Origin of the sequence: Enterobacter sp. NFIX59 (genome assembly GCF_900113755.1) — a bacterium.
Lineage (GTDB): Bacteria > Pseudomonadota > Gammaproteobacteria > Enterobacterales > Enterobacteriaceae > Enterobacter > Enterobacter pseudoroggenkampii.
In genome coordinates this window covers 369,287-390,936 of record NZ_FOQN01000001.1, presented here as the reverse complement: position 1 = coordinate 390,936, position 21,650 = coordinate 369,287, and the positions used below count along the sequence as shown (strand labels likewise).

General features: G+C 56.4%; 23 protein-coding genes. 10 read left to right on the top strand and 13 right to left on the bottom strand.

Features of this window, described 5'->3' with window-relative positions; all coding sequences use genetic code 11:
- Positions 1–110: 110 nt before the first annotated feature.
- From BM007_RS01870 to BM007_RS01860, 3 genes are all read right to left on the bottom strand, one after another.
- Positions 111–1,034 carry a LysR substrate-binding domain-containing protein gene (locus BM007_RS01870; protein WP_090417014.1) on the bottom strand — a complete coding sequence of 308 codons (924 nt, stop codon included), beginning with the start codon at positions 1,032–1,034 and terminating at the stop codon, positions 111–113.
- A 181-nt stretch (positions 1,035–1,215) separates the two neighbouring features.
- Positions 1,216–2,100: an SDR family oxidoreductase gene (locus tag BM007_RS01865; RefSeq protein WP_090417012.1), complete on the bottom strand. Its 885-nt coding sequence runs from the start codon at positions 2,098–2,100 to the stop codon at positions 1,216–1,218.
- A gap of 64 nt (positions 2,101–2,164) precedes the next feature.
- Positions 2,165–2,554 carry a YdeI family stress tolerance OB fold protein gene (locus BM007_RS01860; protein ID WP_032647122.1) on the bottom strand — a complete coding sequence of 130 codons (390 nt, stop codon included), beginning with the start codon at positions 2,552–2,554 and terminating at the stop codon, positions 2,165–2,167.
- A 138-nt stretch (positions 2,555–2,692) separates the two neighbouring features.
- Here BM007_RS01860 and BM007_RS01855 point away from each other — a divergent pair, with 138 nt between their 5' ends.
- From BM007_RS01855 to BM007_RS01840, 4 genes are read left to right on the top strand one after another with little or no spacing between them, the layout of a single operon-like run.
- Positions 2,693–3,196: a hypothetical protein gene (locus BM007_RS01855; RefSeq protein ID WP_032647825.1), complete on the top strand. Its 504-nt coding sequence runs from the start codon at positions 2,693–2,695 to the stop codon at positions 3,194–3,196.
- A 9-nt stretch (positions 3,197–3,205) separates the two neighbouring features.
- Positions 3,206–3,646 (top strand): DUF421 domain-containing protein, encoded by a 441-nt coding sequence (locus BM007_RS01850; RefSeq protein WP_090417010.1) that lies wholly within the window; start codon positions 3,206–3,208, stop codon positions 3,644–3,646.
- Between the two features lie 17 nt (positions 3,647–3,663).
- A complete protein-coding gene (locus tag BM007_RS01845; protein WP_090417009.1) occupies positions 3,664–4,182 on the top strand; it encodes a 2-oxo-tetronate isomerase in 519 nt (172 codons plus the stop codon).
- Positions 4,183–4,199: 17 nt separating this feature from the next.
- On the top strand, positions 4,200–5,186 hold the full coding sequence (locus BM007_RS01840; protein WP_090417007.1) for an SDR family oxidoreductase: 987 nt from the start codon (positions 4,200–4,202) through the stop codon (positions 5,184–5,186).
- Here BM007_RS01840 and BM007_RS01835 read toward each other — a convergent pair whose 3' ends face one another.
- The 8 genes from BM007_RS01835 to BM007_RS01800 all read right to left on the bottom strand — a co-directional run bounded on the left by BM007_RS01835 (position 5,187) and on the right by BM007_RS01800 (position 11,724).
- Positions 5,187–6,812 (bottom strand): alpha-amylase family protein, encoded by a 1,626-nt coding sequence (locus tag BM007_RS01835; protein WP_090417005.1) that lies wholly within the window; start codon positions 6,810–6,812, stop codon positions 5,187–5,189.
- A gap of 8 nt (positions 6,813–6,820) precedes the next feature.
- Entirely contained in the window at positions 6,821–7,831 is a 1,011-nt protein-coding gene (gene cydB / locus BM007_RS01830; RefSeq protein ID WP_090417003.1) for a cytochrome d ubiquinol oxidase subunit II, read from the bottom strand.
- A complete protein-coding gene (locus BM007_RS01825) occupies positions 7,831–9,234 on the bottom strand; it encodes a cytochrome ubiquinol oxidase subunit I (RefSeq protein ID WP_090417001.1) in 1,404 nt (467 codons plus the stop codon). The genes cydB and BM007_RS01825 overlap by 1 nt, the downstream gene beginning before the upstream one ends.
- A 67-nt stretch (positions 9,235–9,301) precedes the next feature.
- Entirely contained in the window at positions 9,302–10,174 is an 873-nt protein-coding gene (locus BM007_RS01820; protein WP_061715175.1) for a manganese catalase family protein, read from the bottom strand.
- A gap of 17 nt (positions 10,175–10,191) precedes the next feature.
- Positions 10,192–10,698 carry a ferritin-like domain-containing protein gene (locus tag BM007_RS01815; protein ID WP_014883791.1) on the bottom strand — a complete coding sequence of 169 codons (507 nt, stop codon included), beginning with the start codon at positions 10,696–10,698 and terminating at the stop codon, positions 10,192–10,194.
- A gap of 24 nt (positions 10,699–10,722) precedes the next feature.
- Complete coding sequence (locus BM007_RS01810) at positions 10,723–10,926, bottom strand: hypothetical protein (protein ID WP_013096662.1); 204 nt, start codon at positions 10,924–10,926, stop codon at positions 10,723–10,725.
- A gap of 23 nt (positions 10,927–10,949) precedes the next feature.
- Positions 10,950–11,444, bottom strand: a complete 495-nt coding sequence (locus BM007_RS01805) for a YciE/YciF ferroxidase family protein (protein ID WP_023311678.1) — start codon at positions 11,442–11,444, stop codon at positions 10,950–10,952.
- A gap of 94 nt (positions 11,445–11,538) precedes the next feature.
- Positions 11,539–11,724 (bottom strand): con-10 family general stress protein, encoded by a 186-nt coding sequence (locus tag BM007_RS01800; RefSeq protein WP_004150795.1) that lies wholly within the window; start codon positions 11,722–11,724, stop codon positions 11,539–11,541.
- A gap of 529 nt (positions 11,725–12,253) precedes the next feature.
- Here BM007_RS01800 and BM007_RS01795 point away from each other — a divergent pair.
- On the top strand, positions 12,254–13,597 hold the full coding sequence (locus BM007_RS01795) for a 2-oxoadipate dioxygenase/decarboxylase HglS (protein ID WP_032647139.1): 1,344 nt from the start codon (positions 12,254–12,256) through the stop codon (positions 13,595–13,597).
- 43 nt (positions 13,598–13,640) lie between these two features.
- Positions 13,641–15,146: a carboxylesterase/lipase family protein gene (locus tag BM007_RS01790; protein ID WP_061715174.1), complete on the top strand. Its 1,506-nt coding sequence runs from the start codon at positions 13,641–13,643 to the stop codon at positions 15,144–15,146.
- Here BM007_RS01790 and BM007_RS01785 read toward each other — a convergent pair.
- Positions 15,133–15,975 (bottom strand): LysR family transcriptional regulator, encoded by an 843-nt coding sequence (locus BM007_RS01785; protein WP_048991120.1) that lies wholly within the window; start codon positions 15,973–15,975, stop codon positions 15,133–15,135. The two genes, BM007_RS01790 and BM007_RS01785, sit on opposite strands and share 14 nt — an antisense overlap.
- 114 nt (positions 15,976–16,089) lie before the next feature.
- Between BM007_RS01785 and BM007_RS01780 the strand changes: the two genes are divergently transcribed.
- From BM007_RS01780 to rimL, 4 genes are all read left to right on the top strand, one after another.
- Entirely contained in the window at positions 16,090–17,259 is a 1,170-nt protein-coding gene (locus BM007_RS01780) for a pyridoxal phosphate-dependent aminotransferase (protein WP_061715173.1), read from the top strand.
- 10 nt (positions 17,260–17,269) lie between these two features.
- Positions 17,270–18,043 (top strand): transporter substrate-binding domain-containing protein, encoded by a 774-nt coding sequence (locus BM007_RS01775; RefSeq protein WP_021242531.1) that lies wholly within the window; start codon positions 17,270–17,272, stop codon positions 18,041–18,043.
- Positions 18,044–18,285: 242 nt separating this feature from the next.
- Positions 18,286–19,941: a glucan biosynthesis protein D gene (locus tag BM007_RS01770; RefSeq protein ID WP_090416997.1), complete on the top strand. Its 1,656-nt coding sequence runs from the start codon at positions 18,286–18,288 to the stop codon at positions 19,939–19,941.
- A gap of 95 nt (positions 19,942–20,036) precedes the next feature.
- Positions 20,037–20,576 (top strand): 50S ribosomal protein L7/L12-serine acetyltransferase, encoded by a 540-nt coding sequence (gene rimL, locus BM007_RS01765; RefSeq protein WP_090416995.1) that lies wholly within the window; start codon positions 20,037–20,039, stop codon positions 20,574–20,576.
- On the opposite strand, the gene ydcK is transcribed toward rimL, so the two are convergent.
- Entirely contained in the window at positions 20,571–21,551 is a 981-nt protein-coding gene (gene ydcK / locus BM007_RS01760; protein ID WP_090416993.1) for a YdcK family protein, read from the bottom strand. The two genes, rimL and ydcK, sit on opposite strands and share 6 nt — an antisense overlap.
- Between the last annotated feature and the right edge of the window lie 99 nt (positions 21,552–21,650).

The following is a 21,650-nucleotide window of genomic DNA, read 5'->3' as shown; positions in this document are numbered from 1 at the left end:
AAATTGTTTTACGCAATTGTTAATGAATTATTCCGCATTAATTGATTAACGCACGGGCTAGTCTCCTCTCCCATAAGGGGAGAGGGTTAGTGTGAGGGGTAAAAAAGGTGTTATACCGGCATTGATTTACGGATAGCGCTCAGCAGCGTCTGTGCGCCCGTGGAAAGGGGGGTATCCACCCGGGTCAAAATGCCGATAGGTTCGCCGGCACCTGGGGAGGTAATCGGCAGGGCGATCAGCGTTCCCTGGCGTAAATCATCTTTTACCGCGCCGGAGGGAACGAACCAGACGTAGTCATAATCCAGGGTGAGCTGGCGTGAAAGCGAGGCCGACAACGTTTCGATACACCCTGAAGGGAGCGTACATCCCTGCATCTGCAGCAAGGATTCGGCGGTCTGGCGGGGGACGGTCCCTTTCGGGCACACCACTACCGGCCACTCCATAACGCGGCTTAGCGTCACCGTGTCCTGCAGCAGGGGATGATTGGGACGAACCACCAGCTTCAGGGACTCCAGGAATAACAGTTCGTAATTGAGACCGCCCATCAGTTCTGGGTCGGACATGCGACCGATACCGATATCCAGCTCGCCCGATTTCAGCCCCGCGAGCAGCATGGTGTTATTCATGGTGGCAACCTGTATTGTGGCATGCCGCTGCTGCTTGTGGAACTGGCCGATAACCGGCGGAAGAATACCCAGCGCTGCGGTAGGCAAGGCGCCCACGCGTACCACCTCACTGGATTGCGCTTCTTTTCGATGCAGGGACTGGCCCGCGGTATTGAGCGCATCCAGCACTTTTACGGCGTGCGTAAGGAACTGTTCGCCCACGATGGTAAGCTGTGCGCCCAGCCGCCCGCGGTCAAAAAGACGGGCACCGGTCAGCTGTTCCAGCTCGTTGAGGGTTTTCGAGAGCGCAGGCTGGCTCAGGTTAAGAGTTTCAGCCGCACGCCCCAGCGTTCCCTGTTGAGCGACGGCTACAAATGTATGCAAATGGCGCAAGCGTATGCGCTGACTGAACAGACCATTTTTTTCCATAGGCGATGTTAAAAACAGAGCGATGCGGGTGACAAGTTAAGTTGTTTAATTTTGATAACCTGATAGCAAAATATTTTTAACATTTGATCTGTTTGAGTTACAACATGTTTTTCGGCAGGGGAATAAGAGTGAACGTCCTTGTTCATTTATTGCTCTTTACTGAGGGGGAAGGGTTAAGCGGTTAGATCACGCCGTCACCGCCGTCAGAACACCACACCTGGCCGGACGTAAATGAACATTCATCCGAGGCCAGCGTGACGTACAGCGGGGCAATCTCGACGGGCTGACCTGGACGCCCCAGCGGTGTATCTACGCCAAACTCCTTCACTTTTTCCATCGGCTGCCCGCCGCTGGACTGCAGTACCGTCCAGTAAGGCCCAGGGGCAACCGCGTTGACGCGAATGCCTTTTGGACCCAGCTGTTTGGCTAAGGATTTGGTAAATACCGCCAGACAGGCTTTCGTCTGGGCGTAGTCCAGCAAAACGGGGCTGGGCTTCACCGCCTGAACGGAGGAGGTATTAATGATAACGGAGGAGGCTTTCAGGTGGCGCAGGGCCGCTTTGGTGATCCAGAAAGGGGCATAGACGTTGGTTTTAAACGTCGCGTCAAAATCCTCGGTGGTCAGGTCTTCAAGCGATTCACGGAACTGCTGACGCCCCGCGTTATTGACCAGAATGTCCAGCCCGCCCAGTTTCGACACGGCTTCTTCGACCAGATTCTGACAGAAGGTTTCGTCCCGGACATCCCCAGGCAGCGCGACGGCCTTGCGACCTTCCGCTTCGATCAGGTCGATGACCTCAGAGGCATCTTTTTCTTCTTCAGGCAGATAGTTGATGGCAACGTCAGCGCCTTCACGGGCATAGGCGATAGCCACCGCGCGACCAATACCGGAGTCTCCGCCGGTAATCAGCGCTTTTTTGCCGGCAAGGCGACCATGTCCTTTATAGCTTTTTTCCCCGTGGTCGGGTACAGGCTGCATTTCGGATGCCAGTCCCGGCGGCGTTTGCGGCTGTTCCGGGAACGGGGGCTGCGGGTAAGCGTTCGTACGTTGTTTTGTATCACTCATAGCTGACTCCTTAAGCCAAGGGGTGAGATTTGATGGATAACTGCAGCGTTAACGCTTCGCTGAATTATTTCTGCAAACGATCAACACGGACGACGGCAGGAGATGATTTTTTATCAAGCGAACCGTTGATACTGATCATCTGGTCGGGTTTTACCGTTCTGCCGTCGAAAACTGCCTGGGGAATAATAACGTCGATTTTTCCGGTTTTATCCTGAAATACAAACTTATCGCCGCTACCATCAATAAGATTACCGCGTAATGAAATTGTCGCACCGTCGTGCATTTGTTTTGCCTGAACGATGGTCATAATACGCGCATCGTCGGTTCCGCGATATCCGCTATCAAGCGCGTGCGGTGGCGGCGGGGCTTCACCTTTTTGTAACCCGCCGTTATTATCAGCCCATGCGGTTGGAACCAGAAATATCAATAAAGCGGAAATAAGTGATAATTTCATCCGATATCCTTCATTTTGGGTGTCTTGACTTATTAAGTATTGTTGCTATTCCTTTATGTGGCAAATGTGATAACTCCTAAAAACATTCGCGTGAAAAATCAAACTTATCGGATAATAAGCGAAACGGTGACGATGACCATGAAGCGTGAAAATGAAAAGTTACCTGGGATAGATGAGCGTTATCGTTTGCTGACGTTTGAATACGCGTTTCGTCAGGTCGGTTTTATTGTTCTGTTGGCTATTATCGTCGCGGCGATTGCCGGTCTGTTTTCCAGTGGAATGGTCAGCGACACGGTCAAAATGAATTCCGCTAAATCACTGACCATAAACTATGAACGCTTTGGACGGCGGGAGACAGAGACGCGAATGGAGCTGGCGTTCCCGGTGCAGACAGAGGGAAAGTATGTCCTCAGCATGACCAGCGAGAGCAGCGAGGTTTACGAGCCTGGCAGCGTCTGGCCGCAGCCTGACAGCATGTTCAGCCGAGGGAAGACCCTCTATTTTGTCTATAACAATCTGAAAAAGTCAGACAGCTTCTCTGTGTTACTCTTCACCACGCCTTCCAGAGCCGGTAAATGGAACACAGTCATCCGCGTCAACAGCGAGCCGGAGATTAACATCTGGCAATTCATTTACCCGTAGGAGGCTGATATGGATATGGTCTTTCGCGCGCTGGCGATTTATCTGTTCCTCATGGTGGTATTTAAAGTGGCCGGACGTCGCGCGCTGTTGCAGATGACCAGCTTTGATCTCATTCTGCTTCTGATAATTAGTGAAGCCACTCAGCAGGCGCTTCTCGGACAAGATTTCTCCATCACCGGCGCGATGATTACCATTACCACGCTGGTGGTGGTAGATATTATATTTGGACTGATGAAAAAATATTTTTCCCCGGTTGAGAATATTCTGGATGGCACTCCCGTGATTCTGGTTGAGAACGGCGTGCCGTTAACCGACAAACTGAAAAAAGTCGATGTCTCCTGCGATGATATTTTGGTGTCAGCCCGGCAAAATAATGGCATTACAGAAATAAGCGATATTAAATATGCCATACTTGAACGCAATGGACATATTTCGATCATTCCATTCTAGAAATAAGAGGCGGATAGATGAGCAATCTTTTTCACGACAACAATTATACCGTGGGTGAACTAACAAAAAAGCTGGCGAGCAAATTAACCGATCTCGGACTTCGCTTAACCACCGCGGAATCCTGCACGAGCGGCAAGCTCTCGGTGGCGCTTTGCGCTGAGGAAAACACCGCCGAATTTTATGACGTCGGCCTGGTCGTGTTCAGCGACGAAGCCAAAACGCGGATCCTCAGCGTGCGCCCTGAAACGCTTGCGCGGTATACCGCCGTCAGTGAACAGACGGTGACCGAGATGGCTGCCAGTATTCGCGACATCGCCCAGGCGGATATCAGCATCGCCATCAGCGGCTACGCAGGCCCGGAAGGGGGCGACGACGGCACGGCGGCGGGGACGGTCTGTTTTGCGTGGAACATCCGCGGCGAGACGAAGACTCGCACCGTGCTTTTCTCCGGTGACTGTCAGGACGTGGTGGAAAAAGCGGTGCATTTCTCGCTGGCCGAGCTGCTGGCAGCATTGTCGGACGGGCATAACGGTTGATTTCACGAGGAGGTTCTATGGCGGTCGTAGTGATTACCGGTGGGACGGCGGGCGTGGGAAAAGCCACGGCGCTGCACTTTGCAAAGGCAGGTTACGATGTTGGCCTCATCGCCCGCGATGAGGCAAGCCTGCACTCCACCCAGGAAGAGTTGCGCCGCTTCGGCGTGAATGCGCACGCCGTGCAGGCTGACGTTGCCGACAGTCAGGCGGTGGTGGATGCGGCTAACGAAATTGAGTATCGCCTCGGCGCGATTGATGTCTGGGTGAACAACGCCATGGGGGCCGCGCTGGCACCGTTTCGCACCCTTACGCCGGACGAGTTTCGTCGCGTGACTGAGGTGACGTACCTCGGCTACGTGAACGGCACCCGCGCCGCTCTCGAACTGATGGTTCCGCGCGACAGGGGCGTGATTATCCAGGTGGGGTCCGCGCTGGCCTACCGTTCCATTCCATTGCAGTCAGCCTACTGTGGTGCCAAAGCGGCGATCCGCGGGTTTACCGATGCGGTGCGTACGGAACTGATGCATGAGAACAGCCGGGTTCAGCTTTCGATGGTGCAGATGCCGGGGCTCAATACCCCGCAGTTCGAATGGGCGAGGAATAAGTTCGCCTGGGCGATGCGGCCGGTGCCGCCGGTCTTTGAGCCTGAGGTGGCCGCCAGCGCTATCTTCAGGGTGGCGCAAAAACCGGTTCGCGAGCTGTGGGTAGGCAGCAGCACCATCCAGTCGATTGTCGGGCAGTTTCTCTTTCCGGGTTTTTTGGACCGGCTGATGGTCAGGAAAGCCTGGGAAGGCCAGATGACCGACGATCTGAACGCGCCGGATCGCCGGGACTACCTCGACCAACCGGTTAACGATCTGCATAAAATCCATGGCCGCTTTACTGACGAGGCGAAAACCCGCGCGCCGTCCGTTACCTCCGGCATGCCGGGTAAAGTGGCGCTGGGTGCCCTCGCGGTGGCAGGGATAGTGCTGACGCGTCTGATAACCCGCCGGAAACCGTAATCAGCGCAGCGCGCTACGGTGCGTCCAGAACCAGCGATAGCCGTAGCCGCCAAGGCTGAGCTCAACGGTTTTGCCGCAAATCAGCGCGTCATCGTAGCGCTTGTCCTCGAGACAGGCGGTCCAGGTGGCGTTGCGGATCCCTTTTGCCGTGAACTGCACCGGCTGGTCGCTAAAGTTGACGAAGGTCAGGATGCTGCGCTCGTCGGTCTCGTAATAGATCCCCAGCACTGCGTCATCATCGATTGTGATAAGTCGAAAAGGCGCAACGGCAATTTCGGGGAACTCCGAGCGGGTATTGGCAATATCGATTATCCGGTGCAGGAGCGAGTTGTGGTGAAGCAGCGAATCGGCGACGTTGACTTTCTGATAGCGGTAAGGTCCATGGTCGATAATTGGGGCGATAAATTTTTCAGGGTCGGCCGCGGAGAAACCGCCCCCTTGTGACCCCGCCCACTGCATCGGGGTGCGAACGGCGTAGCGCTCCTCCAGCTCCAGGTCGTCACCCATGCCTATCTCGTCGCCGTAGCGCATCACCGGGACACCCGGCAGGGAAAACAGCACCGCGTGACAGAACGCCAGCCGCTTCCGATCGCCATTAAGCATTGGCGCAAGGCGGCGGCGGATCCCGCGCTGATAGACGTTCATCTCCTCATCAGGGGCGAAGGTATCGAGGACAAACTGTTTGTCTTTCTGGCTGATGCCTTCCAGATCCAGCTCGTCGTGATTGCGCAGCCAGTTGGCAAAACAGCAGGCATCAGGCGGGACGATCATCTTCTTCACCGCGTTGCGCAGCGGGCGGGCGCTTTTGCGGGCCAGGCTGACGTAGAAATACTTGTTGAGCCAGAAATTCAGCACCAGATTCAGGCGGTCATTATTGCCAAAGTAGTCCTGATAGGCCTCTACCTCGACGTCCACCTCACCCAGCAGGATTGCGTCCGGATTCCGCTGTTCGATAAGACGGCGCATATGCTCGAGGATCCACAGGCCCTTTTTTTCATCACCGTTTCCCGCCTGCGTGGTCAGGTGGGAGGCGGCATCGAGACGAAATCCCGACACGCCCAGCTTGAGCCAGAAGAGGATGATATTCTCAATCTCTTTCAGCACCGCGGGCGAGGTGAGGTTCAGATCCGGCTCGTGGTGATAAAACATGTGCCGGTAATACTGTCCCGCCTCGTCGTCCCAGCTCCAGATGCTCTTCTCCACGCCGGGGAACATGGGGGGCGTATCGTCCTCGTCGTTGTCCGACCAGAGGTAATAATCACGATAGGGTGACGCCGGGTTGCGGCGCGCCTGCTGGAACCAGGGATGTGCGTCCGACGTGTGCTGGATCAGCAACTCGATAATCACCTGCATGCCCAGCTCGCGGGCCTGTTCGATAAAGGCGATGATATCGGCCAGTTTTCCGAAGCGGGGGTCCACCTGAAGATGGTCGCTGACGTCGTAGCCTTCATCGAGAAAGGGCGTCAGGTAAAACGGTGTGATCCAGATGACCGTCGCCCCCATTCGGCGAATGTAGCGCAGCTTGGCCGCGATCCCGGCGATGTCCCCGCAGCCATCGCCGTTCAAATCATAAAATAGCGCGGTATCAATCTGATAAATAATGGCTCGTGTATGCCAGTCCGTCATAGCGTTCCTCAGTGATAGCCTTCAGTATCCGAAACTTTTCCCCGAAAGACGTAGTAGCTCCAGGCGGTGTACACCAGGATCACCGGAATAATCAGTAATGTTCCTATCAGCATAAACAGCTGGCTGGCAGGCGGGGCCGCGGCTTCCCACAGGGTGATGCGCGGCGGAATAATGTTCGGCCAGAGGCTGATGCCCAGCCCGCTAAACCCGAGGAAAATAAGCCCCAGCGTCAGCAGGAAAGGGCGAGAGTGGCTGTCCGGATTGCGGGTCAGGCGCCAGATCAGCACGCTGAAAAGCCCGACCAGCAGAGGAACCGGCAGGAACCAGAAGAAGTTAGGCAAGGTAAACCAGCGGTCGGCCACGTACTGCCAGCCGAGCGGCGTCCAGATGCTGACTACCGCGATAACCACCATCAGGGCCAGCAGCACGTGGCGGGTCAGCTCGCGCATGCGGACCTGCAGCGCGCCTTCGCTTTTCATAATGAGCCAGGTGGTGCCCAGCAGCGTGTAGGCGACGACCAGTCCGATGCCGCAGAAGAGGTTGAAGGGGGTGAGCCAGTCCAGCGCAGAGCCGACAAAACGTCGGCCCTCCACGTCAAAGCCGTTGATCACGGCCCCCACCACCACGCCCTGGCTGAAGGTGGCAAGCAGGGAGCCGCCGGCAAAGGAGTAGTCCCAGAATTTGCGGTGCGACGGCGTGGCTTTGAAGCGGAACTCGAAGGCGACGCCGCGAAAGATGAGACCGATCAGCATCGCGGTGAGGGGGATCGTCAGCGCATCAATAATGACCGCATAGGCCAGCGGAAACGCGCCGAACAGCCCCGCGCCGCCGAGTACCAGCCAGGTCTCGTTGCCGTCCCAGACGGGCGCCACGCTGTTGACCATCACATCACGCTCTTTCGCATCGCCCACGAAGTTAAACAGCAGACCGATGCCCAAATCAAAGCCATCCATGATGATGTACATCAGCGTGGCAAAGACGATGATGGCAAACCAGATAACAGAGATATCGACGCCCATCAGATTCTCTCCTCTTCCGGAACAGACTCAGCGGCAGACAGCGGACGGGCAGGCGTGCCCGAGGTGTTTGAGGTCAGCGTATCGACGGGCTGAGGTCCTTTCTTAATCAGCCGGATGAGGTAAACATAGCCCACGCCAAACACGGAAGAATAGACAACGAAAAACGCCAGCAGGCTAATGCTCATCTGTAGGGTGCTGTGCAGCGATACCGCGTCGATGGTGCGCAGATAACCATAGACCACCCACGGCTGTCGGCCCACTTCGGTGGTCACCCAGCCGGCGAGCAGCGCCAGCAGCCCGGCAGGTCCCATGCAGAGGGCAAACCAGTGGAACGGGCGCGAATGGTAAAGCCGATGACGATAGCGTAGCCAGACGCTAAACAGACCGAGAGTTATCATCAGCAGCCCCATCCCGACCATCACGCGGAACGACCAGAAAACGATGGTTGAGTTTGGGCGATCCTCTTTCGGAAAGTCTTTCAGCGCGGGGACCTGCTTGTCCAGGCTGTGCGTCAGGATAAGGCTGCCGAGCGCGGGGATCTCCAGTCCGTATTTGGTACGCTCCTCCTCCATATCCGGCAGGCCAAACAGCAGCAACGGGGTGGCCTCGCCGGGCGGATTTTCCCAGTGTCCCTCAATGGCGGCAATTTTGGCCGGCTGATGCTCAAGCGTGTTCAGGCCGTGCATATCGCCCACCACCGCCTGAATGGGTGCGACCAGCAGCGCCATCCACATCGCCATGGAAAACATGGTGCGGACGGCAGGCGTATCGTTACCGCGCAGCAGATGCCATGCCCCCGATGCCCCGACAAACAGCGCGCTGCTGAGAAACGCGGCGATAGCCATATGGATAAGGCGGTAAGGGAAGGAGGGGTTAAAGATGATGGCCAGCCAGTCCTGCGGGATCACCTGCCCGTTTTCGATAGTGAAACCCTGCGGCGTATGCATCCAGCTGTTGGAGGCGAGGATCCAGAAGGTCGACATCAGCGTGCCGAGCGCTACCATGCAGGTTGAAAAGAAGTGCAGGCCGGGACCGACCTTATTCCAGCCGAACATCATGACGCCGAGGAAACCGGCCTCCAGGAAGAAGGCGGTTAAGACCTCATAGGTCAGAAGCGGGCCGGTAATACTGCCCGCGAACTGGGAGAACCCGCTCCAGTTGGTGCCAAACTGATACGCCATCACCAGCCCGGAAACGACGCCCATGCCGAAGTTAACGGCAAATATCTTGAGCCAGAAATGGTATAGCGATCGCCAGACGTCGTTTTTGGTGCGCAGCCACATGCCCTCCAGCACCACCAGATAGCTGGCGAGACCGATGGTGTTCGCGGGAAACAGGATGTGGAACGAGACGGTAAAAGCGAACTGAATTCTGGCCAGATGAAACGCATCGAGTTCGAACATGGTCCGTACCTCTGAGACGATGGGGCACGCGAATTGCCGGGCAGTTCAGGCCTGCCCGGCAAACCGATTACGGTTTAGTCTTACCGGCACCCAGCTCGGCACCGGTCAGCGGGTCGGAATGTGGATCGGATTTCGTGCGGGCAGACATCGCCTTGACCAGGGTTGCCTGCTCGGTTGTGAGCGTGACGCTGGCACTGCCATCGCCGCCATCCACCGCAGGCTGGGGGGACTCAACGTAATCGAAGTATTTATCGCTGTTCCAGCTTCCGCGAACCTCTCCACCTTCAGACATATTGTAGTACTTGTTGGTGAATTCCTCGATTGGCGGCAGTTTCCCCGGCGGGAAGTTATTACGGATGGACTGAAGCGCCTTCTCAAAGGAGAGCTGATGCGCCGCCTCACGCGTCATCAGAAACGCCAGTGCGTCCTTTACGCCGGGATCGTCGGTCACGTTGATCAGCCGTTCATAGATGATTTTCGCTCTGGCCTCGGCCGCCACGTTTGAGCGCAGGTCCGCCGTCGGCTCCCCGATGGTATCGACGTAGGCCGCGGTCCAGGGTACGCCAGCAGAGTTAGTGAGCGGGGTACCGCCGCCATAGAGCAGGGAGGTGATGTGGCTGTCATTCCCATTTTCGGTCATGGAGCGATACAGCTCGGCCTCATTTTCCACCCCTTCCGCCAGCGCGCCTTTGGCACCTTTATTCAGCATGCCGACCAGGGTACCGATGATTTCGAGGTGGCTTAACTCCTCGGTCGCGATATCCATCAGCATGTCCTTGCGGCCCGGATCGTCATCGCTCAACCCTTGCGTAAAGTAGCGGCAGGCGGCGGCCAGTTCGCCCTGCGGCCCGCCAAACTGTTCCAGTAAAAGGTTGGCAAGGCCGGGGTTGGGTTCGGCGACGCGAACCGTATATTGCAGCTGTTTGACGTGTCGAAACATAGGCACTCTCCTGTGGATTATTTTTTCGCTTCGACACCCGATGCGTCTGAGCGCAGCAGGAACTGTTCCGTCGTTTGCGGGATATGGCGAATCAGCCAGTCGGCCATTTCACGTTCTTCTGCGAGGATCGTCTCAATAGCGGGTATCGAAGCAGTGTCCCCGGCTTTTTTGGCCGCTGCCAGCAGGGAGGTATAGCAGGCGATCTCAAACTGTTCGAAAACATAGCCGCTGATCGAGCCCTTCACGATTTCGTCTGAAGGGAACATGCCGCCGATAGATTGCCCCAGAGCCGCCATTTTGCTCATCGAGTCTTTTAAGACCGAACGAGAAATATCATTACGGTCGAGGATTTCCTCCAGCAATGTGATTTGCCGTTTTGTCTCATTAATATGCTGTTCAATTCTGGCGCGAACATCAGGATAATTATCGATACGGCTGGCCATGGATTCCAGCATAGATTCGGCTTGCTTTTCCATCGCATGGGCATCGCGTAGCCAGTCATGGTAGTGTTCTACGTGATTCATCATTGTATCCTCATTAGGGTTCGCTTATTTGGTCTCACTTTCAGCAGCCTGATCGGCACGCGCGGCACTGTAGCCAGATAAATGGCCGACAATATTGGCGTAAATACTGATGATAATGACCCACAGCACGCTGTTCTTCCACCATATTACGGAAGGGATGGCGAGAATGAACCATATTATGGCTGCCGTTAAATGGCACCGTTTAATTGTCCTGGGACTGATGCTCATTTTATTTAACCTGTGTTATTGCGTCATTTCTGCGCTTTTTGGTTAATATTTCCAACGGCCAGGTCGGTGAGTTTAAGGTCGGTCTCTTTTTCTTCTTCCAGGGTTTCGGCAAGAAGTTTAACGGCTTTTTTATAGCCCAGTTGTTCTGCTAATGTGGCAAGGGTACCGTAGCTGGCTATTTCGTAATGCTCAACTTTTTGTGCAGCAGCAATTAATGCGGCATCACGCACCTCATTTTTTTCCGTGCTCTCGATAACTTCGTTGGCTTCTTCAATTAAGCCTTCCATCGCCACGCACTTCATGCGTTTGATCTTAATACCGTCTTCCTGCTCGACGATCTGGTCAATACGTTCGATCTGGCCCTGCGTCTCTTCCAGGTGTGCGGTAAAGGCGGCGCTCAGCTTCTCGCTGGATGCGGCGCGGGCCAGCTTGCTCAGCGCGCGGGTAAGCTGCTTTTCTGCGCTGTAGGTATCCGACAGAAGATGAATAAATACATCCTCAACACTTTTCATATTCATAATAATTACGCTCCGGTAAAATAAAGAAAGGGTACTGCGAGCTTTTCAGCCCGCAGCATGCTCTCTGGTTTTATTAAAAGAGTACTAAATAAGATCAGGAGTTATCAGACTTACGGCCTCCGCCGTGACTGTTCTGTCCCCCTTTCTTACCCGCTTCAGATGCGCGTTGCGGATCGTTTTTAAAATTACCACCGCTGTGCTGGCCACCTTTACGTCCAGCTTCTGATGCTTTTTCACGGTCTTCAGCGAAATTACCGGAACCACCACGATGCTCTGCCATATTAAACCTCATAGTCATATATTGGTTATGTCAGTACGATACGAAAATATTTCCGTATCACTCGTCGTTCGAGTAATAACTCTAGTCGCTGTGCGTCATCCGTCAAATGCGTTTTGCTATTTGCGGTTGCGTTATTTTTAAGTATTTGTAAATTTGCGCTTCGCTTAAAATGGAAATATGGATAGGTAGGAAGGACTTGTAAACGACCATTCGGATTAATCCTAACTTAGAGCTAAAAATTTGAAAGGTGAGGATAAAAATAATGGCATGCTCAAATTGATTAATTTGCAGTCAGGAGAAAAACAAAAAATACTCCTTTATAGCTAGAAAGCGGAACCCTAAATAATTATAAGGAAAATCCTGGATAATAGCGTTCAGGTCGAAAGGGCGGTTCCGTTCGGATCCGTTCGGGGGCCAGTAGCACACGGTTTGACCACTGTCGTCTTAAGATCACAAATCAGAAATTCTTCCCCCCGGAAGGAACGGGTTTCTCTACACTCCAGGTAATATTCACTGGAGGCATGACATCATGGCGAACACCATCACGGCTGATGACATTCGGGAACACTTTTCGCAGGCTATGTCGGCGATGTACCAGCAGGAAGTTCCGCAGTACGGCACCTTGCTCGAACTGGTTGCGGACGTAAACCTGGCGGTTCTGGAAAATAATCCACTATTACATGAACAACTCGCTAACGCCGATGAGCTTGCGCGCCTGAACGTTGAGCGTCACGGGGCGATCCGCGTCGGCACGGCACAGGAACTTTCAACCCTGCGTCGTATGTTTGCCATTATGGGGATGTACCCGGTCAGCTATTACGATCTCTCTCAGGCGGGGGTACCGGTCCACTCAACGGCGTTTCGCCCGATCGATGATGCGGCGCTGTGTCGAAATCCGTTTCGTATCTTTACCTCGCTGCTGCGCCTTGAGCTGATTGAAAACGTCGCGCTGCGCGAACGTGCCGCAGAGATCCTCTCTCACCGGAACATTTTTACCCCCCGCTGTCTGGAACTGATCGACCTCCACGAGTCGGAAGGGCACTTTACTGACGCACAGGCCCACGAGTTTGTACAGGAAGCGTTGGAAACCTTCCGCTGGCACCGCCATGCTACGGTCGATCAGGAGACCTATCTGGCCCTGAGCAACGAGCATCGCCTGATTGCCGACGTGGTCTGCTTCCCGGGCTGCCATATTAACCACCTCACGCCGCGCACGCTGGATATTGACCGGGTGCAGGAGCTGATGCCGAAGTACGGTATCGAGCCAAAAATTCTGATTGAAGGCCCGCCGCGTCGCGAGGTGCCCGTCTTACTGCGTCAAACCAGCTTTAAGGCACTGGAAGAGCCGGTGCTGTTTGCCGGGGAACATAAGGGCACCCACACCGCGCGCTTCGGTGAGATTGAGCAGCGCGGCGTGGCGCTGACGCCGAAAGGCCGGGAACTGTACGATAGCCTTCTCGCCCAGGCCGGTACCGGTAAAGATAACCTCACGCACCAGCTGCATTTGCGGGAGATCTTTGGCGCTTTCCCGGACAGCGAACTGTTAATGCGCCGTCAGGAGCTGGCCTATTTCCGCTATCGTCTGACGCCTGCAGGTGAAGCGCATCGCCATGCGTTCCGGCCGGGAGACGATCCGCAGCCGCTGATTGAGCGCGGATGGGTGGTTGCCCAGCCGATCACCTACGAAGATTTCCTCCCGGTCAGCGCTGCGGGGATTTTCCAGTCCAATCTCGGGAACGAAACCCAGGCCCGCAGCCACGGTAACGCCAGCCGCGATGCGTTTGAAGACGCGCTGGGCTGTCCGGTGTATGACGAGTTTGCGCTCTATCAGGAGGCTGAAACCCGCAGCAAACAGCGTTGCGGTTTGCTCTGAAATCGTTACTCTGCTGGGGTGTGATGGAAAAAATAAGGTCGTTATGCAAAATCCTTCCGCCCCTGTGGTTGAAACGCGCCAGGGCGCACTGTCTGGTTTAACCGATGAAAATGTCCACGTCTGGTACGGTATTCCCTACGCCGCACCGCCCGTGGGGGAGTGGCGCTGGCGCTCACCTCGGCCCCCTGAACGCTGGGATGGCCTGCGCGAGGCTACGGCTTTCTCGCCCTCAAGCTGGCAAAGCAGCGAGTATTGTCAGGAGTTAGGCGGCGGCGATCCGGGCCAGTTTTCCGAAGATTGTCTCTACCTTAACGTCTGGTCCCCCAAAGAGCGCACCGGGGCGCTTCCGGTTATGGTCTGGCTGCACGGGGGCGGGTTTACGATTGGTGCCGGAGGCCTGCCGCCGTATAACGGCAAAGCGCTGGCCACGCGCGGCGTGGTTGTCGTGACGATCAACTACCGTCTCGGTCATCTCGGCTTTTTCGCCCATCCCGCGCTGGAAGGCGAGGAAGGGCGCGTGGTGCATAATTTTGCCCTGCTGGATCAAATCGCCGCCCTCGAATGGGTGCGGGAGAACATCGCCGGGTTTGGAGGCGACCCAGACAATGTGACCCTGTTTGGCGAATCCGCCGGCGCGCGCAGCGTGCTCTCTCTGCTGGCATCGCCGCTGGCGGCAGGATTATTCCACAAGGCGATTGTGCAAAGCGGGTACACCTTGCCGGACACGCCGCGCGAGCAGGCGCTGCAAAAAGGGGAGGCGCTGGCCAACCATTTTGGGCTGGAAAAGGCGACTGCTGAGCAGCTGCGCGCCATTCCGCCGGAGGCGTTCTGGCCGCTCATCGCACCGCTGAACGTCGCCCCGGCGCCCATCGTCGGGGACTGCGTTCTGCCCGAAGCGATGCTGGACGTCTTTTTTGCCGCCCGTCAGCATCCCGTGCCGGTGATGATTGGCTCCAACAGCGATGAAGCCAGCGTGATGGCGGTGTTTGGCATCGATCTCGCGGGGCAAATTCAGAAGCTTCGCCGGGAGCGTCGCTTCGGGCTGGGGCTGATTAAGCTGCTCTATCCGGGCGTGAAAGGCGATGAAGAGTTGGGCAGACAGGTGTGCCGCGACATGGCATTTACCACGATGGGCTATGTGGTGATGCAGGCTCAGCAGCTCGCGGGTGGATTGTGCTGGCGTTACTGGTTTGACTATGTCGCCGAGGCGGAACATGGCACGTATATCAACGGCGCCTGGCACGGCAACGAAGTGCCCTACGTCTTCGATACGCTTGGTCAGGTGGAGCCTTCACGCCAGTATGTCAACGAACGGGATCTGCAGTTTGCAGCCCAGGTGGCGGATTACTGGGTGAGCTTCGCGCGATACGCAGGGCTTCGCGACAGCCTGCCCGGGCCGACGCACTGGCCCGCGTGTCGCAAAGGGCGGGACGTTCTGTTACGCATTGGTGTGAATAAACATGCAGCTTTCAGGCTTGAAAACCGCTTTATGCGCGCCCGCATGAGCCTCTTCAAACGGGTGATGAAGCACCACGTCAGCCTCGATTAAGCAAACAGGCGCGAAACGCCGCCAGTCCATTTTCTTCGCCTGGCGTTTCGCGCAGCACCAGCCGGTAGCTTGCGCCGGTTTTTATGCTGGTTCCATAGGGCCGTAGCAGCCTTCCCGCGCGGACATCTTCTTCCACCAGCGTTTCGTCGGCAATGGCAACGCCCAGCCCCTGAATGGCGGCCGTAATGGCGAGATCCATCGTGTCGAAGTGTTGATTTTTGTGCATGACAAAGCCCGGACCTTCCTGTTTCGTCAGCCACAGCGACCAGTCTGTCTTATCCCTTGTGGGGTGCAGGAACGTCAGCGAGCCCAGCGCTGCTCCTGCCCGCACCGGGCTTATCACCGGGGTGAGCGCCTCCTCAAACAGCAGATCGCCTGCGCTCATGTGCGTGCCGAACACGATGGCCGCGTCGTAAGATTCGGTTTTGAAATTGACGTTGTGATCGGTGGTGGTGGTCAGCGCAATTTGCAGATCCGGATGCTCGCGCTCCACCTCCAGCAGGCGCGGCACCAGCCAGCGCATGGCGCAGGTGGGGGCCTTGAGCCGGATCACGGTGTGCTGGCTGCGGGCCTGGTCGGCCACGGACAGCAGCTGCTCGAAAGCGGACTGCAGCTCCGGAAGCAGAGCGCTGCCCTGCGGTGAGAGGCGCAGCCCGCGCGCGTGGCGTTCAAAAAGCGGAAAGCCAAACCACGCCTCAAGGGAGGCAATCTTGCGGCTCACGGCCCCCTGCGTCAGACACAGTTCTGCGGCGGCATGGGTCAGATTCAGGTGACGCGCGGTGACTAAAAATGCGTCGATGGCGTTAAGCGGGAGCGAACGGCGCGACATGGAAAATCCTCAGCTATGCATTTTTCTCATGGCTATTATGACAACAATTCGATTGTCCCGACAGCACAGATGTTGTTTGAATAGTTATGCAATGTCCATGAGAAGGGAAAGAGGATGACTTTACGAACGCCTGTGCAAACGCGCTCCAAACTGCCCGATGTGGGCACCACCATTTTTACCGTTATCGGCCAGCTCTCGGCGCAGCATAACGCGATTAACCTTTCTCAGGGCGCACCGAATTTTTCCTGCGACCCGAAGCTGATTGCGGGCGTCACCCGTGCAATGGAGGCGGGGCATAACCAGTATGCGTCAATGACCGGCCTGCAGCCGCTAAAAGAACGTATTGCCGATAAAATTGCCACGCTCTACGGCACGCGGTATGACCCTGCCAGCGAGGTGCTGGTGACCGCCAGCGCCAGCGAAGGGCTCTATTCGGCAATAAGCGGGCTGGTGCATCCGGGTGATGAGGTGATCTACTTTGAACCGTCATTTGACAGCTACGCGCCGATTGTCCGTCTGCAGGGGGCAACGCCGATTGCCATCAAGCTCACCGTGCCGGATTTTGCCGTCAACTGGGATGAGGTTCGCGCCGCGATCACCCCGCGCACGCGCATGATTATCATCAATACGCCGCACAACCCGAGCGGTCAGGTCTTCTCCGCCAGTGACCTGCAGCAGCTGGCGGCCCTGACGCGCAATACCGACATCATTATTTTGTCTGACGAAGTGTACGAACACGTCGTTTTTGATGGTGAACCGCACCACGGGATGGCCACGCACCCGCAGCTGGCGGAGCGTAGCGTGATTATTTCCTCTTTCGGAAAAACCTATCACGTCACCGGGTGGCGCGTGGGTTACTGTGTTGCACCGGCGGTGCTGATGGACGAGATTTGTAAAGTCCATCAATTTTTAATGTTTTCTGCCGATACGCCAATGCAGCACGCGTTTGCTGAGCATATGGTCGACCCGCAAACCTGGCTTGCGCTGTCGGCGTTTTACCAGCGCAAGCGCGATCTGCTGCAGAGTCTGCTGGCCGATTCGCCGTTTACGCTGCTGCCCAGCGCCGGATCGTTCTTCATGCTGGCGGACTACAGCCAGTTCAGCGACGAGCGCGACAGCGAGCTGGTGAAACGGCTGATCGTCGAGTACGGTGTTGCCACCATTCCGCTGTCGGCGTTTTATGCGGACGGTACGGATAATAAATTGATTCGTCTCTCTTTTGCGAAAGATGAGGCGACGTTACGGGCAGGTGCCCAGGCCCTGTGTCGGGTTAAACCACGCTAAGGAGTATGAGATGAAATTACGCGCGTTAGTTGTCGGCATGGGATTGCTGTGTACCTTTTCCTCCTTCGCGGCGTCCGAGCTGCGTTACGGTCTGGAAGCAGAATATCCGCCGTTTGAAAGCCGCAATGCGGCAGGCGAGCTGGAAGGGTTTGACGTTGAGCTGGGGAATGCCATCTGCAAAGCGGCAGCGCTGAAGTGCAGCTGGGTGGAAACCTCGTTTGATGCGCTGATCCCGGGGCTGGTGGCGAAGAAATTCGACGCCATCAACTCGGCGATGAACATTACCGAGCAGCGCCGCAAGAGCATTGATTTTACCCAGCCAATTTACCGTATTCCGTCACAGCTGGTCGGCAAGGCCGGTACGGCGGTTGAGGCGACGCCTGAAGGGCTGAAGGGCAAAACCATCGGCGTGCTGCAGGGTTCCATTCAGGAAACCTATGCCAAAGAGCACTGGGAAAAGCAGGGTGTCACCGTGGTGTCTTATAAAGATCAGAATATGGCCTGGGGCGATCTGCTGAATGGCCGTATCGACGCCTCGCTGGTCATGTCCGCGGCCGGGCAGGCAGGTTTCCTCAGCAAGCCGCAGGGGAAAGGGTTTGGCTTCATCGGCAAGCCGGTGTCTGACGACACTATCCTCGGCAGCGGGATCGGTTTTGGGTTGCGTAAGGGTGACGAGGCCACCAAAAAGCAGCTTGATGCCGCAATTGATAAAGTGCGTGCCGACGGCACGATCGCTAAACTCGCTGATAAGTACTTCCCGGGTATCGATGTCAGCGTAAAATAACCGCCTCATTGGCCCCGGCGAACGATGTCGCGCCGGGGCATTTTTATACACATTTTCCAGGCTTTCTTTACACCACTTTCGGGCCGTTCTGGTCGACAGAAAATATTTCTCACTTTGTTCAGATAATCACCGGCCAACAATTGGATTCTTAACCATTTTTGTTTAGGCTGTGCGTTCTTTCTTGCCGTCATTTCGCCGAGCGCGGAACACATTCACACGACCATAAGGACGTTTTTCCAGGCATGAATCGCAGACGTTTTCTAAAAGGCTCGCTGGCAGTGGCAGCCCTGAGCGGCACATCCGGCCTTGCTTCCCTGTTTTCCAAAGCGGCATACGCTGCCGACTCTGACATTGCTGACGGCCAGAGCCGTCGTTTTGACTTCTCCGTACTGCAATCCATGGCGCATGACCTGGCGAAAACCCCGTGGGGTGGCGCACCGCGTCCGCTGCCGGAGACGCTGGCGACGATGACGCCGCAGGCGTACAACGCCATCCGCTACGATGAAAAACAGTCACTGTGGAACAACATTGAAGGGCGTCAGCTGGACGTGCAGTTCTTCCATATGGGAATGGGGTTCCGCCGTCGCGTGCGGATGTTCTCGCTGGACCAGTCCACCTCTATGGCGCGCGAGATCCACTTCCGTCCGGAGCTGTTCAGCTACGGCGAAACGGGTGTGGATACCAAACAGCTGGAAGGGCAAAGCGATCTCGGCTTTGCGGGCTTCCGCGCGTTTAAGGCGCCGGAGCTGGCGCGTCGCGATATCGTCTCTTTCCTGGGCGCGAGCTATTTCCGCGCAGTGGATGACACTTACCAGTACGGCCTTTCTGCCCGCGGTCTGGCGGTAGACACCTTTACCGACACGCCGGAAGAGTTCCCGGACTTTACCTCCTTCTGGTTTGAAACCGTTAAGCCCGGCGACACGACCTTTACCGTCTATACGCTGCTGGATAGCCCAAGCATCACCGGCGCCTATAAGTTCGTGATCCACTGCGAGAAGAGCCAGGTGATCATGGAGGTGGAAAACCACCTCTACGCGCGGAAGGATATCAAGCAGCTTGGTATCGCACCGATGACCAGCATGTTCAGCTGCGGCAATAACGAACGCCGCATGTGCGACACCATTCACCCGCAAATTCATGACTCCGACCGCCTGGCAATGTGGCGCGGCAACGGGGAGTGGATCTGTCGTCCGCTGAACAACCCGCAGAAGCTGCAGTTCAATGCCTATATGGACAAAAACCCGAAAGGGTTCGGCCTGCTGCAGCTCGATCGCGATTTCTCGCACTATCAGGACGTGATGGGCTGGTATAACAAACGCCCGAGCCTGTGGGTTGAACCGCGTAACGACTGGGGTAAAGGCGCGGTTGGCCTGATGGAGATCCCGACCACCGGTGAAACGCTGGATAACGTGGTCTGCTTCTGGCAGCCGGAAAAAGCGGTGAAAGCGGGCGACGAGCTGGACTTTAAATATCGTCTGTACTGGAGCGCCATGCCGCCGGTGCGTTCTCCGCTGGCCAACGTCTTCGCCACCCGTACCGGTATGGGAGGGTTCCCGGAAGGCTGGGCTCCGGGCGAAAACTACCCGAAAGTGTGGGCCCGTCGCTTTGCCATCGACTTCGTCGGCGGCGACCTGAAGGCCGCTGCGCCAAAAGGCATCGAGCCGGTGATCACGCTCTCCAGCGGTGAAGCCAAGCAGGTGGAGATCCTCTACGTTGAGCCGTTTGACGGCTACCGCATTCTGTTTGACTGGTACCCAACGTCGGATTCGACGGAGCCGGTGGATATGCGCCTGTTCCTGCGCTGCCAGGGCGACGCCATCAGCGAAACCTGGCTGTACCAGTATTTCCCACCGGCGCCGGATAAACGTCAGTATGTTGATGACAGGGTAATGCGTTAACCCTTGTGCCGGGTGGCGGCTTCGCCTTACCCGGCCTGTGTTTCGATACTGTAGGCCGGGTAAGCGCTAGCGCCACCCGGCAATTGAGAGGCACCATGTCTTCAGAAATCATTCCCGTTTCACAACACATCGAACTGCGTTCCGTCGAAGAACATTACGCCACCGACCTGCACAATCTCGTCGTCAAAAACAGAGCCTTCCTGCAAACCGCCTTTGACTGGGCGCAGCACGTGGGCAGCGAAGAGGATACCCGCCGTAACGTGCAGAGTAACCAGATGCTGCACCAGCGCGGCTACGCCAAAATGTTTATGATCTTCAAGGATGGTGCGCTGGTTGGCGTGCTGTCGTTTAACACGATTGAACCGACCAACAAAGCTGGCTACATCGGCTACTGGCTGGATGAAGCCCACCAGGGGCTGGGCATTCTCTCCCGGTCTCTGCAGGCATTTATGCGCTACTACGTCGAACGCGGTGAGATCCGCCGTTTTGTGATCAAGTGTCGGGTGGCGAATCAGCACAGCAACAGCGTTGCCGTGCGCAACGGTTTTACGCTGGAAGGGTGCCTGCGGGAAGCGGAATACCTGAATGGCCGCTTTGACGATGTGAATATCTACGGCAGGATCTGTACCCTATAACGCCCCCAGCAGCGGCGTGCGGGTGATGCGCTGTTCGCCGTTAATCACTTTTTCGCCGCGCAGGTGAATGCTCTCGCCGGCAAACGCTTCAATGACCGCATCGTCGGTGATTTCAACCCGGTGTTCGATAAGCACATCTCCGCTGATGCGCGCGCGCCCCTGGATCACCACTTTATCATCCAGCATGATCGGCCCGCCGCGCAGCCAGGCCTGACCGCCAATCAGGACGTGATGCTTGATGACGCAGTTGCCTTCGACCACGGCATTCTCTGCAATCTGCGAGCTGTAGCGCACCGTGGGGATAGCATCGTCGTCAAACCCGGCTATCACGCGGGCGTTACCATAGACCTTTGCGCAGTCGCACACCCAGACGTTGTTCAGATCGTTACCCTCGAGGATCGCGTTGTCAAAGACCTCGGCCCGGTGTTCAACAAAGGCAAAATTGACCATCGCCTCGCCGTAGATTTGCGCCTGGTGCACAATCCGCGACTGGCTCACCGTCGCCTTGTCGTAGATTTGCAGGATCTGTTCATGGTCCGGCGTTAACCCTTTGGCAGCAATCACCACGCTGTGATGCAGCACGCGCGCTTCGCCGTAGATATGACACTCGCCCCGTACGCAGGACTGCTGAATGGTGACGTTGTCACTTATGCGCGCCCCGTGGCTGACCTCCGCGCCGTCCAGCCAGCAGCTGTCGCCGATATGCGCGTCATGGCTAATGATGCACGGAAGGGTAAGGCGCGCGTTGCCGGACACGGTTGCACCCGCGAACACCACGCTGTTTTCGTCGTAGATCCAGCAGTCGCCGTCCTGCGCGAGGGCGCGCTCATCGTCAATCCAGCCGCCTTTCGTGCCGGCCGTCACGTCGTTAAAGTCCGCCGTCGCGACGATCTGCCGCAACGTCGCAGAGTGGGTGGTTTCGCCGTTTTTCCATTGCCAGAGGCGGGTTTCATCGCTGAGCCGGTATTTTTTCATCGTTTGATCTCTGGTATGCGTCTTCACTAAACGTAGCAAATTTTTCGGTTTTAGAACGGCTGGCAACCAGACGGTAAACACCTTAAAATGGCATGTAAA